Origin of the sequence: Duganella aceris (assembly GCF_011090165.1) — a bacterium.
Taxonomy (GTDB): Bacteria; Pseudomonadota; Gammaproteobacteria; order Burkholderiales; family Burkholderiaceae_D; genus Rugamonas; species Rugamonas aceris.
The window spans coordinates 55,521-68,154 of the sequence record NZ_JAADJT010000021.1 but is presented as its reverse complement, the minus strand read 5'-3'; the positions used below and the strand labels follow the sequence as shown (position 1 = coordinate 68,154).

Genomic DNA, 12,634 nt, shown 5'->3' with positions numbered 1-12,634 from the left:
AAACTGGACACGGGCTCTACCGTAGCGGCCGCTACGGTAGAGCCCGTGTCCAGTTTTTAGCTCTGACCCCGGAGTTTTAGGACTTGTTGTATCCTAGCGGGCTATACGCTTTCTGAATCAACATGTCGACTCTCTCCAGGCTGATCGGCGGCTTCGTGCGCCAGCACAGCCGCGCCTATATCCTTTCCGGTGCCATGCTGGCCGGCGTGGCTTCCCTCAGCATCCTGGTGCCGCGCAAGGTCGGCGCCATGATCGATGGCCTGGCCGCCCATACTTTGTCGGGCAACGCGCTGCTGTGGGAGATCGGTTCGCTGCTGCTGGTCGGCGCGGGCATCTATTTTCTGCGCGTCGCCTGGCGCCAGATCCTGTACGGCGCCGCTTATCAACTCGGCGTCTCGCTGCGCACCCGTCTCTATACCCGTCTGACGCTGCAGGGCCCCGGCTTCTACCAGCGCCAGCGCACCGGCGACCTGATGGCGCTGGCCACCAACGATATCGATGCCATCGAGATGGCCGCCGGCGAGGCGATGCTGGCCGGCTTCGACGGCGCGCTGACCCTGGTCATGGTGCTCGGCGTGATGCTGCTCGGCGTCGATTGGCGCCTGGCTTGCGTCGCGCTGCTGCCCTTTCCGCTGATGGCGTGGGCGTTCTGGTATATCTCCGGTCATATCCACACCGCGTCCACCGATTCGCTCAAGCGCTTCAGCGCCCTTAACGATCATGTGCAGGAAACCTTGTCCGGCGTGCGCACGCTGCGCGCGCTGGGACTGGAGCAGCGCAGCACGCAGCAATTCTCTGAACTGGCCGGCAAGGCGTCCGACGCCAGCCTGCGCGCGCAGGTGTGGGAGGCGGCCTATGAGCCGGCCGTCGGCCTGACCCTGACCGCCGCCGGCGGCCTGACGCTGGGCCTGGGCGGTTATCTGGTCTGGAACAACCAGCTCACCATCGGCGCGCTGACCGCCTTCACCATGTACCTGGGCCAGTTGATCTGGCCGATGTTCGCCGCCGGCTGGGTGCTGTCGCTGATCGAGCGCGGTCGCGCCGCCTGGCAGCGCTTGCAGCCGATGCTCGATGCGCCGCTGGCGATCGACGATCACGGTGCGCTGACGGCGGTGGCGCCGGGAGCGGTGTCGCTGCGCGGCGTCGGCTACGCTTATCCGGACCAGGCCGCGCCGGCGCTGCGCGACATCACGCTCGATCTGCTGCCCGGCCAGACCCTCGGCCTGGTCGGCCCGACCGGCTGCGGCAAATCGACGCTGCTGCGCGTGCTGCTGCGCCAACTGACGCCGCAATCGGGCAGCGTCGCGTGGAGCGGCCACGCGCTGGCCGACTACAAGCTGCACGCGCTGCGCGCCGCCATCAGCTGGGTGCCGCAGGAGTCCTTCCTGTTCTCGGCGTCGATCGCCGACAACATCGCGCTGGCGCGGCCCGACGCCACCCGCGCCCAGGTCGAACACGCGGCCGACCTGGCCGCCATCCACGACGATATCCTCAAGTTCCCGCAGGGGTACGACACCCAGGTCGGCGAAAAAGGCATCACGCTGTCCGGCGGCCAGCGCCAGCGCGTCGCCATCGCCCGCGCGCTGTTGGCCGATAACGATCTGCTGCTGCTCGACGATGCGCTGTCGGCCGTCGACACCGGCACCGAGACCCAGATCCTGCGCCACCTCGAAGAACTGCGCCAGGCGCGCCACGGCCGCAGCGCGGTCATCGCCAGCCATCGCCTCAGCTCCGTGGTCAGCGCCGATCTGATCGTGGTGCTGCGCGATGGCCGCATCAGCGAAACCGGCAGCCACGATCAACTGCTGGAGCAGGATGGCTGGTACGCCAGCCAGTGGCGCTATCAACAACTGGAGGCCAGTCTCGATGCTGTCTAAGCCCGACCCAACTTCCTCCCGCCGCCAGACCGGCCAGGCGCTGTCGCTGCTGCGCCGCGCCGCGCTGCCCGACCAACATCATCTCGGCTGGGCGGTGCTGTGGCTGATGCTGGCCGCGCTGCTCGAAGTGATGGGCCCCATCATGGGCAAGGCGCTGATCGACGAGCACCTGCTGCCGCACCATCTCGACTGGCCGCGCATGGCCGGCCTGCTGGCCGGCGTGCTGCTGACCGGCTGGATCGCCAGCGGCCTGCGCTACCTGCAGCTGGTGCGCCTGTCCGGCCTGGCGATGCGCTCGGTGATGCGCCTGCGCGAGATGGTCTACCGCCACGTGCTGCTGCTGCCGATGGCCTTCTTCGACCGCGCCATCACCGGCCAGCTGGTGTCGCGCGTGACCAACGACACCGAGGCGGTCAAGACCCTGTACATCCAGGTGCTGTTCGTGATGCTCGATTCGACCATCGTCCTGGTCGGCACCATCTGCGCCATGGCGTGGCTGGACTGGCGCCTGATGATCATCGTGCTGGCGCTGCTGCCGGCGGTGCTGCTGATCGTCTGGCTGTACCAGCGCTGGAGCGCGCCGGCCGTGACCCGCGCCCGCGCGCTGCGCAGCGAAATCAACGGCCAGATGGCCGAGTCGATCGGCGGCATGAGCGTGCTCCAGGCGAACAACGCCGAGGCCCGCTTCGGCGCGCGCTTCGCCGGCACCAACCAGAACCACTACACCGCGCGCCTGTCCGAGCTGCGCGCCAACGCCTGGCTGCTGCGCCCCGCGCTGGACATGTTCAACATCATCCTGCTGGCGGCGGTGATCTTCATGTTCGGCAAGCGCGAGATGACCGCCACCGAGGTCGGCGTGCTGTATGCCTTCATCAGCTACCTGGCGCGCGTGATCGAGCCGCTGATCCAGATCACCATGCAGTTCAGCCAGTTGCAGCAGTCGGTGGTGGCCACCGCGCGCGTCGCGGCGCTGCTGGACGAGGGCGCGGCGCAGGAGCACAAGCAAAGCCGCGTTGACATCGACGCCGTGGCCGACGACAAGGCGCCCGCCGTCGCCATCCGCCATCTCGACTTCGCCTACAACGAGGGCCATCCGGTGCTGCACGATCTGTCGCTGGAGATTCCGCAAGGCGCCTTCTTCGGCATCGTCGGCCACACCGGCAGCGGCAAGTCGACGCTGCTGTCGCTGCTGCTGCGCTTCTATCCGGCCAAGCACGGCGCCATCACCGTGCACGGCATGGCGCTGGACGACATCGACAACGACCGCTTCCGCGCCGACGTCGGCCTGGTGCCGCAGGACCCGTTCCTGCTGGCCGCGTCGGCGCGCGAGAACATCGACATGGGCCGCGGCCTGACGCAAACGCAGATCGAGGCCGCCGCCCGCGCCGCCCACGCCCACGATTTCATCCTGGCGCTGGACCAGGGTTACGACACCACATTGGGCGAAGGCGGCTCGCGCCTGTCGGTCGGCCAGAAGCAGCTGATCGCGATCGCCCGCGCGCTGGCCGGCCAGCCGCGCATCCTGCTGCTGGACGAGGCGACTTCGCACATCGATTCGCAAACGGAGCAGATCGTGCAGGTGGCGCTGGACGAATTGCGCGGCAAGGTGACCGTGATCGCGATCGCGCACCGGCTGTCGACCATCCGCGACGCCGACCGCATCATCGTGCTGAATCACGGCCGCATCGCCGAAACCGGTCCGCACGAGCGGCTGATGCAGATCGACGGCGGCCTGTACCAGCGCCTTTATTTGCTGCAACAGCTTGCGGCATGAAACGTTTCAAACATAGTTGACTCAAAAACCACGAATTTTGTGCATTTTTGCGGTAAAAATCGCTGTTGCTAGGGCTTTCTTAACTGCAACAAGAATATAATTGTCTAGACATTGCGATGCGATCCCATGGGAGTCAAGTTGGCGGGTTTGACAAATAGCTGGCTGTTGCGGACGAAGCGGCGCGCCCTGGCGGCGGCCGTGGCGTTGGCGTGCGCGTCCGCTTTGCTGCCGGCGTCGGCCCAGGACCAGTCGCCGCTCGACGAGCGCATCCTCGAAATCCGCGAGCAAGCCCGCTTCGTGCCGGACAAGGCGCTGCAACAGCTGCTGAAACTGGAGCCGGAAATCGCCGCCGCCGCGCCGCGCACCCAGGCCGAGTTCATGACCCAGATCAGCGCCACCCGCATGGGCCTGGGCCGCAACGACATCGCGCTGGAGTTCGCCGAAAAAGTCATCGCCTACGGCAAAAGCCTGCACGACAACGCCATCGTCGCCAAGGGCATGCTGACCAAGGTCTATGTGCTGTTCGCGCAGGCCGACGTCAAGGCCGCGCACCAGCTGGCGTTCGAGGCCGAGAAGCTGGCGATGTCCACCAGCGACGCCGCGCTGCGGGTGCAGGCCACCATCACCGCCGGCCAGACCTATGCCGAGCAGGCCAACTTCCCGCAGGCGCTGACCAAGCTGCAGCAGGCGGTCGACATGGCGCGCCCGGCCACCGACGACCCGGTCAGCCTGCTGGCCGCGCTCAACGCGCTGAGCAAGCTCTATACCCAGATGCGCGAGTACGACAAGGCTTCCGCCGCGCTCGACGAGCTGCTGGCCGAAACCGGGAAGATCAAATCCCCCGGCCGCATGGCGATGGCCAAGAACACCGAGTACGGCCTGGCCATCGACTCCGGCCAGCCGAAGCGCGCCATGCGCGCGCTGCTGCAAAGCCTGGAGCTGGAGCGCAAGATGGGCGCCGAGCGCATGGTCGGCATCACGCTGGTCAACCTGGCCGACATCAACCTGAAGCAGCACGACTTCCCGCGCGCCGCGCAGTACGCGGCCGAGGCGCTGCGATCGAGCCTGGCGACGCAGGATAAATCGGCCGAGGCGGCGGCGCGCGCCAACATGGGCCAGGCCTACCTGGGCATGGGCCGCATCGCCGAGGGCAAGAAACAGTACGAGGCCGGTCTGGCGCGCTACGAGCAGGAGAACAACAAGCCTGACCTGCAGGCGGCGCTGCGCGAATACGGCGAGGCGCTGGAGCGCGCCGGCGACCTGTCCGGCGCGGTGTCGGCCTATCACCGCGAGCGCGCGCTGTCGAACGAATTGTTCGAAACCCAGCGCCGCCAGTCGGTGCTGGAGCTGCAGGAAAAATACGAGTCGGAGAAGCGCCAGCGCCAGATCGAACTGCTCAGCCGCGAAAACCAGGTCAAGGGCGCGGAGATCGACAACCGCCGCCTTCAGCAGCGCGTGTGGTGGCTGCTGGCACTGGTGTTCGCGCTGGCGTCGATGGTGGTCGGGCTGTTGTACCGCAAGGTGCGGCACGCCAACGCCCAGCTGGAAGTGAAGAACATGGAGCTCAAGGCGCAGTCCACGCTCGATCCATTGACGTCGCTGTACAACCGCCGCCACTTCCAGGACTACATGCGCGGCCTGAACACGGCGGCCGGGCAGAAGCCGGAGCTGGAGAAGCGCGCGCATCACCGCGACGATATCGTCGGCGCGCTGTTCCTGCTCGACGTCGACCACTTCAAGAACATCAACGATACCTACGGCCACGCCGCCGGCGACGCGGTGCTGAAGATGATCGCCGAGAACCTGCGGGTGGCGCTGCGCGAGACCGACATGATCGTGCGCTGGGGCGGCGAGGAGTTCCTCGCCTTCCTGCCGGCGATCCCGCGCCACGGCGTCGACGAGATCGCGCGCCGCATCCTGACCGGGATTTCGTCGCAGGCGATCCGCTATCAGGAGCATGATATTTCGGTCAACGTCTCGGTCGGCTTCGCGCCGTTCCCGCTGGCGCCGGGCGACGTGCCGCTGCCATGGGAGCGTGCGGTCAACCTGGTCGATATGGCGCTGTACCTGGCCAAGGCCCACGGCCGCAACCGCGCCTACGGCGTGCGCGGCTTCGAGAACTTCCATCTGACCTCGATGGAAGTGATCGAGCAGGACCTGGAGCGCGCCTGGCGCGCCGGCTACGTGGATTTGAGCGTGGTGCTGGGCGGGCCGCCCGGCACGCCGCCGGCGTCGCCGTCCGAGCACAGCAACGTGGTCTCGATCAAGCACGCCAAGACCGGCCACTGAACGTCGTTCCCGCGCAGGCGGGAATGACGTGCGGCTACTTGGCCTCGCGTTCCTTGGCCTTGGCCTGCATCTTCTCTCCCGCCTCTTCCAGCTTCTTGCCGGCGGTCTCGGTGGCCTGGTTCAGCTTGTCGCCGGCGGCGTTGGTGGCCTGGTCGATCTTCTGGCTGGTTTCCTTGGCGGCGTCGGTGATCTGCTGGTTGGCCTCATGCGCGGCGTCGGTCAGCTGACGGCCGGCCTTGTCGGTGGCCTGGTCGAGCTTGCGGCCGGCGCGTTCGGCCGGGCCGGCCTCGCCCGGATCGTCCTTGTGGCAGGCGCCCAGCAGCGCCAGCAGCATCAGCGCGGCGGCGGCGCGGGTCATCGTATGCACGGTCATCATCATCTCCTCAAGGAATGAAATATTTCCAACAGCATACAACGAGCCGGGCGCCGGGAGCGCACGTCTCAGGTGATCTTCTTGGGCGGCGGTGGTGGCGTGAACACCACGTTTTCCGAAGCCGGCGCCCCGTCCAGCGCGTCGGAGGCCTCCAGCCAGTTCATCAGCTTTTCCATGCGGCGGATCAGGATGCCCTTGCTGCTGATATAGCCCACCTGCTCGAAGTTTTCCGGCTTGCTGATCATCTTGGAGACCGTCGGCAGATTTTCCGCCAGGCGCTCGAAGGCCTTGCGCGCCTTCTGCTCCCACTTGAGCAGATTGGGTTCGTTGAAACGGTTGCTTTCGTAGTAAATGGTCAAGGTCCGATCGTGATTACCGAAACCGACGATGGCCGAGCCCTTGCGCACGGTCTCCAGCACATCCTCCTTGATGGCGGCCGTCGGCACAAACAACGCAGCGCGGCCCGAGGAATCCGGTCGCTCCTGCGGCAAATCCTGTCCCATTATTACGCTCATCACGCTTCCTGTTGTTATCGCCGGAGTTGCTGCTAGGCTATATTTGTGATTCTATATCGCTCCCCTCCCCAATACAAGGAGAATAGAGGACCGTATAATGCGGGCTGTTCCTTCCTGCACAGCGCCATGACGTCCATCCCCTCCCCCGCCCCGTCCCGATTCGGCGACATTCCCGAAGCCGCCGTCGACCGCGCCGAGCGCAACCTGCGCGACACGTTGGCCATCGCCATCGAACACCGCGCCCCGCACGCCGCGCTGATCGTCTACGACACCCGCACCGACTTGAACCGCGCGCTGACCGAAGCTTACCGCCGCGTGGTGCCGGACGCGCAGTTCGTCGACTTCGACGCCGTCACGCCGGACCACGTGCTGGCCGCCTTCGCCCGCATGCAGGCGGACGACCTGGTGGTGCTGATCCAGTCGACCAGCTTCCGGCTCGAAGCCTTCCGCATCCGCATCGAATTGTTCAAGCGCGGCCTGAAGGTGATCGAGCACGTGCACCTGTCGCGCATGCCGGGCGAGCAGGGACTGCACTACATCGCCTCGCTGGCCTACGACCCGGCCTACTATCGCGGCGTCGGCCACGCGCTGAAGGCGCGCATCGACGCCGCGCAGCACGGCGTGGTCGACAGCGGCGCCGGCGAGCGGCTGGTGTTCGGCTCGCCGTTCGAATCGGCCAAGCTGAATATCGGCGACTACAGCGGCATGAACAACATCGGCGGCCAGTTCCCGCTGGGCGAAGTGTTCACCGAGGCGCGCGACCTGGAGGCGGTCAACGGGCGGGTGCGGATCTTCGTCTTCGGCGACACCGCCTTCATGGTCAACAAGCCGGAAACGCCGGTGACGCTGATCGTGGAAAAAGGCCGCGTGGTCGGCGCGGAGAACGCCACGCCGGAATTCGACAACATGCTGGCCATCATCCGCGCGCACGAAGGCGAAGTGTGGCTGCGCGAGCTGGGCTTCGGCATGAACCGCGCCTTCTCGCGCGACTGCATGGTGAACGACATCGGCACCTTCGAGCGCATGTGCGGCATCCACCTGTCGCTGGGCGCCAAGCACGGCGTCTACGCCAAGCCGCAATTCAAGCGCAAGGACGCGCGCTACCACGTCGACGTGTTCGCGGTCACCGAAGCAGTCTACCTCGACGACCAGCAGGTCTACCACGACGGCGCCTGGCGGGTTTAGGCCAGCAAGCCCGCCGCGCGCAGTTCACGGTCCCACGGCGGGTCCGGCTGGTATTCGGCCACCAGGAAATCGATCAGCGCGCGCACCTTCGGCGACGGCTGGCGGCTGGCGGGATATAGCGCGCTCAGATGGTTCAGCGGCAGCTCCCAATCCGCCAGCACCGGCACCAGCGTACCCTCCATCAGGCTGCGCCACGCCAGGAAGGTGGTGTTGTAGACGATGCCCAGCCCCGCCAGCGCGGCCTGCTGCAGCACCAGTCCATTGTTGGCGGTGAACGCCGCCGGCACCCGCACCGATTGCCGTTCCGCGCCGCGCGCGAAGTGCCATTGCGTGCCGTCGGTCAGGTGGCTGAAGTGCAGGCAGCGATGCTGTTGCAGCTGCTGCGGCGCCTGCGGCACGCCGTGCCGCGCCAGATAGGCCGGCGCGGCGCACAGCACGGCGCGGCATGGCGCCAGCGGCCGCATCGCCAGCGCGTGCACGTCCGGTATGCCGCCGACCCGTATCGTCAGGTCGAAGCCGTGTTCGATCGGGTCGAGCAGCGCGTCGTCCACGTACAGCAGCGGCTCCAGCAGCGGATGCGGCAAACTGAAACGCGCCACCGCGCCGGCCAGCCACTCGCTGCCGAAACTCGACGGCGCCTGTATCCGCAGCGGCCCCGCCAGATCGGCGCCGGTCTGCGCCACCACCAGCGCCGCTTCGCGCGCCTGCGCCACGGTCGCCATGCACGGCGCCAGATACGCCTGGCCGACGTCGGTCAGGCTGACTTCGCGCGTCGAGCGGTGCAGCAGGCGCGCCTGCAATTTATCCTCCAGCTGCAGGATATGCTTGCTGACCATCGCCCGGGTCAGGCCCAGGCGGCGGCCGGCCTCGCTGAAGCTGCGCAGCTTTGCCACCTCGACGAATATCTCCATTGCGCGTAATTGGTCCATGCGGCGATTGTCTCCACTTTGACGACAATGTGTCAACCCTTTGCGGATTGTGGCGGCGCCGGCCGCGCCGTACAATGCCTGCATCGATGATTCCCAGACGGAGCCGCAAATGCTGACAGAAGCACAAAAACAACAATATCAACGCGACGGCTACCTGGTGCTGCCCGGCTTCAAGAGCGCCGACGAGATCGCCGTGCTGCGCGCCCGCGCCGCCCAGATTGTCAACGATTTCGATCCGAACGCGAAAACCGGCATCTTCAGCACCGTCGAGCAGGAAAAGACCACCGACGATTACTTCCTCCGCTCCGACAACACCGTGCGTTGCTTCTTCGAGGAGGAAGCCTTCGGTCCGGACGGCCAGCTGAAACAGGACAAGTCGCTGTCGATCAACAAGATCGGCCACGCCATGCACGACCTGGACCCGGTGTTCCGCGCCTTCACCGCCGACGCCCGCCTGGAAGCGCTGGCGCGCGACATCGGCCTGTCCGATCCGCGCGTGTGGCAATCGATGTACATCTTCAAGCAGCCGGGCATCGGCGGCGAGGTGCGCTGGCACCAGGACGCCACCTACTTCGACACCGATCCGGTCAGCGTCACCACCTTCTGGTTCGCGCTGGAAGACGCGACGCTGGAAAACGGCTGCATGTGGGCCGAACCGGGCGGCCATCGCGGTCCGATGCGCGAGCGCTTCCTGCGCAACGGCGACGACGTGCGCATGGAAAAACTGAGCGACCAGCCATGGCCGGACGACAGCGTGGCCGTGCCGCTCGAATGCAAGGCCGGCACCTTGGTCTGCTTCCACGGCCTGCTGCCGCACTACAGCGCGCCGAACCGCTCGCCGGTCTCGCGCCACGCCTACACGCTGCATGCCACCGACGGCGCCACGACCTACTCGCCGCAAAACTGGATCCAGCGCGACGACCGCCTGCCGGTGCGGGGCTTCCTGTAATGCGGATCGAGATTTTCGCCGCCCATTGGGGCAACAACGAACTGGCGCCGCAGGTTTTCATCGACCGCGTCAAGGCCGCCGGCTTCGACGGCATCGAGATGTCGCTGCCGCTGGACGCCGCCGCGCGCGACGACTGGACCGGCCGCATCGCCGCCGCCGGCCTGGGCCTGATCGTGGCGCAGTGGGAGACCGTGTTCCATCCGACCTTCGAGCCGCACAAGCAGGCGCTGGCCGAACTGCTGCACAACGCCTGCGCCGCCAAGCCGCTGCACGTCAACAGCCACACCGGCAAGGACTACTTCACGTCGGCGCAGAACCGCGAACTGCTGCAACTGGCGGCCGACATCTCGCGCCAGCATGGCGTGCCGATCGTGCACGAAATTCACCGCAGCCGCTTCAGCGGCCACCCGATGCTGCTGCTGCCGTACCTGGATCAGATGCCCGAGCTGCAACTGACGGCCGACCTGTCGCACTGGTGCTGCGCCTGCGAATCGCTGCTGGAGGACCAGCCGCAGACGCTGGCGCGGACGCTGCCGCACGTGCGCCACATCCATGCCCGCGTCGGCCACGCGCAGGGTCCGCAGGTGGCCGACTTCCGCGCGCCGGAAGCGCAGGACGCGCTGGCGGCGCACCTGTCGTGGTGGGATGAAGTGATCCGCCTGCGCCGCGCCGCCGGGGCGGAGCGCATGACGCTGACGCCGGAATTCGGCCCGGCACCGTACACGCCGACGCTGCCCTACACGCAGCAGGAAGTGTCGAACGCGTGGGAGCTGAACCTGGCGATGCTGGACCTGCTCCGCAAACGCTATATGCGCTGAATGCGCGCCTAAGCGTCGTCGGCCGGCCGCATCGGCAGCACCAGCAGCACGCTGGTGCCGCCGGCCGGCACGGTCTCGACCCGGATGGTCCCGCGCAGCACCCCGGTCACAATGTTATAAACGATATTCATCCCCAGCCCGGAACCGCCCTGCCCCATCTTGGTGGTGAAGAAGGGATCGAAGATCTTGCGCAGCACCACGTCGTTCATGCCGATGCCGTTGTCGCTGAACTTCAGCACCACCACGTCGGCGCCCTCGCGCCGCGCGCTGATGGTGATCACGCCGCTGTCGCGGCCATCGAAGCCGTGCAGCAGCGCGTTGCCGATCAAGTTGCTCAGCACCTGGCTCAAGCTGCCCGGATAGGAATCGAACTGCAGGCCGGCCGGCACGTCGACCTTGACCTCGCAGCAGGCGCGCTTCAGCTGCGCAGTGTAGGTGGCCAGCGTATCGTGCAGTACCTCGTCCAGGCCGAAGCGGCGCCGGTGGCCGCTGGCCTGGTCCACCGCCACCTGCTTGAACGAGGTGATCAGGTCCGCCGCGCGCGTCAATGAACTGCCCATGATGTCGCAGGCCTTGCGCGCATCGGCAAGGTGCGCCTCCAACGCCGAGCGTTTCAGGCCGCCCTCCTGCGTCAGCCGGCGCTCGAACTCGCGCACCATGTCGCTCAGGGCGCTGGCGGTCAGCAGGCTGTTGCCGATCGGCGTGTTCAACTCGTGCGCCACGCCCGCCACCAGCGCGCCCAACGACGCCATCTTCTCCGACGTCTGCAGATTGGTCTGCGCCTGGTTCAGCGTCGTCACCAGCCGCGACATCTCGTTGCGCGCCTGTTCCACGTTGGCCTTCTGCCGCTCCAGCTCCGCCATGCTCACTTCCAGCCCGCTGCGCGCCAGCGACTCGCGCCGGTTCGCCACCAGCAGCAGCGCGATCAAGGCGCTGATGACGATGCCGCCGGCGCCCACCACCAGCACCGGCAGCTGCGAACGTCCGTAGCGCGCGCCGGAGCGTCCTTCGAATTTCATCACCCAGTTGCGCTGCCCGACCCGCAGCGGCGTCAGCGACGTCAGTCCCGGCAGCAGCGGCGCGTGCGCGCGGTGGGTCTGCGCCACGCCGTCGCTGTCGTACAGCAGCGTCTCGACGCTGGCGCCGAGCGGCGGCACCGTGCCCTGCAAGCCGGCGTCCTCGATGCGCACGTGCAGATGCTCCAGCAGCGGCGTGTCGATCACCTCGCGCATCAGCGCGTTGACGCGGAACACGATGGCGACGAAGCCGACCAGCGCCTCGCGCCGTTGCGCCGGCGTCTCCAGCGGCGCGCCGTTGCGGTACACCGGCGCGCGCGCCACGAAACCCGGCTCGCCGCTGACATCCTGCACCAGCGTGATGCGCTCGGTGGCGATGATCTCGCCGTTGTCGCGGCCCAGCTCCAGCGCCTTCAGATGGCTCGGCAGCGCCGACAGGTCCAGGCCGAAGGCGTTCTCGTTGCCCTTCAGCGGCTCGGTGTACTCGATGATGTAGTGCAGCGGGCGCACGCAGGCCGGGTGGATGTGGAAGTTCGGATAGCCCTGCGGATCGACCAGCGTGTCGCGCTTGACCGTCTCGGCGAACGCCGCCAGCTGCGGCTCCGGCACCGCGCGCACGAACTGCAAGGCCTGGAAGCCGGGATAGCGCCGGTCCACCTTCAGCTCCGTGACGAAGCGGTGGAAATGCATCCGGTCGATGCGGTCGTTGATCGCATACATGCCCTTCATCGCCAGCAGCATGTCGAAATAGATTTGCAGCCGCACCTGCGTGTCGCGCGCCACCTTCTCGGTGTCGCGCTGGAAGCTGGCCTGCACCTGAAGCTTCTGCTGCGCCTCCATCACGAAATAGCAGGTCCAGGCGGTCAGGCAGACGCCGATCAGGAAGGCGAGATAACCGCGCCGCCGCAT

General features: G+C 66.9%; 10 protein-coding genes. 6 read left to right on the top strand and 4 right to left on the bottom strand.

All coding sequences use genetic code 11. The features are described 5' to 3' along the window. The first annotated feature begins 122 nt into the window (after positions 1 to 122). From GW587_RS29665 to GW587_RS29655, 3 genes are all read left to right on the top strand, one after another. On the top strand, positions 123 to 1,877 hold the full coding sequence (locus tag GW587_RS29665) for an ABC transporter ATP-binding protein (protein ID WP_166108511.1): 1,755 nt from the start codon (positions 123 to 125) through the stop codon (positions 1,875 to 1,877). After that, positions 1,867 to 3,651: an ABC transporter ATP-binding protein gene (locus GW587_RS29660; RefSeq protein ID WP_166108510.1), complete on the top strand. Its 1,785-nt coding sequence runs from the start codon at positions 1,867 to 1,869 to the stop codon at positions 3,649 to 3,651. The genes GW587_RS29665 and GW587_RS29660 overlap by 11 nt, the downstream gene beginning before the upstream one ends. Positions 3,652 to 3,789: 138 nt before the next feature. Next, positions 3,790 to 5,940, top strand: coding sequence for a tetratricopeptide repeat-containing diguanylate cyclase (locus GW587_RS29655; RefSeq protein WP_229259723.1), 2,151 nt, complete (start codon positions 3,790 to 3,792; stop codon positions 5,938 to 5,940). Positions 5,941 to 5,974: 34 nt separating this feature from the next. On the opposite strand, the gene GW587_RS29650 is transcribed toward GW587_RS29655, so the two are convergent. Together GW587_RS29650 and GW587_RS29645 are read right to left on the bottom strand one after the other, a co-directional pair. Continuing rightward, positions 5,975 to 6,313 (bottom strand): apolipophorin, encoded by a 339-nt coding sequence (locus tag GW587_RS29650; protein WP_229259722.1) that lies wholly within the window; start codon positions 6,311 to 6,313, stop codon positions 5,975 to 5,977. Positions 6,314 to 6,381: 68 nt separating this feature from the next. Then, entirely contained in the window at positions 6,382 to 6,828 is a 447-nt protein-coding gene (locus tag GW587_RS29645) for a hypothetical protein (protein ID WP_166108507.1), read from the bottom strand. Between the two features lie 126 nt (positions 6,829 to 6,954). On the opposite strand from GW587_RS29645, the gene GW587_RS29640 reads away from it, so the two are divergent. After that, complete coding sequence (locus GW587_RS29640; RefSeq protein WP_166108506.1) at positions 6,955 to 8,013, top strand: M29 family metallopeptidase; 1,059 nt, start codon at positions 6,955 to 6,957, stop codon at positions 8,011 to 8,013. On the opposite strand, the gene GW587_RS29635 is transcribed toward GW587_RS29640, so the two are convergent. Continuing rightward, complete coding sequence (locus tag GW587_RS29635; protein WP_229259721.1) at positions 8,010 to 8,942, bottom strand: LysR family transcriptional regulator; 933 nt, start codon at positions 8,940 to 8,942, stop codon at positions 8,010 to 8,012. The genes GW587_RS29640 and GW587_RS29635 overlap by 4 nt on opposite strands. Positions 8,943 to 9,051: 109 nt before the next feature. Between GW587_RS29635 and GW587_RS29630 the strand changes: the two genes are divergently transcribed. Both GW587_RS29630 and GW587_RS29625 read left to right on the top strand, forming a co-directional pair. Beyond that, on the top strand, positions 9,052 to 9,891 hold the full coding sequence (locus tag GW587_RS29630) for a phytanoyl-CoA dioxygenase family protein (RefSeq protein ID WP_166108505.1): 840 nt from the start codon (positions 9,052 to 9,054) through the stop codon (positions 9,889 to 9,891). After that, positions 9,891 to 10,709, top strand: a complete 819-nt coding sequence (locus GW587_RS29625; protein ID WP_166108504.1) for a sugar phosphate isomerase/epimerase family protein — start codon at positions 9,891 to 9,893, stop codon at positions 10,707 to 10,709. The genes GW587_RS29630 and GW587_RS29625 overlap by 1 nt, the downstream gene beginning before the upstream one ends. A gap of 8 nt (positions 10,710 to 10,717) precedes the next feature. On the opposite strand, the gene GW587_RS29620 is transcribed toward GW587_RS29625, so the two are convergent. After that, positions 10,718 to 12,634, bottom strand: coding sequence for a CHASE domain-containing protein (locus GW587_RS29620; RefSeq protein ID WP_166108503.1), 1,917 nt, complete (start codon positions 12,632 to 12,634; stop codon positions 10,718 to 10,720).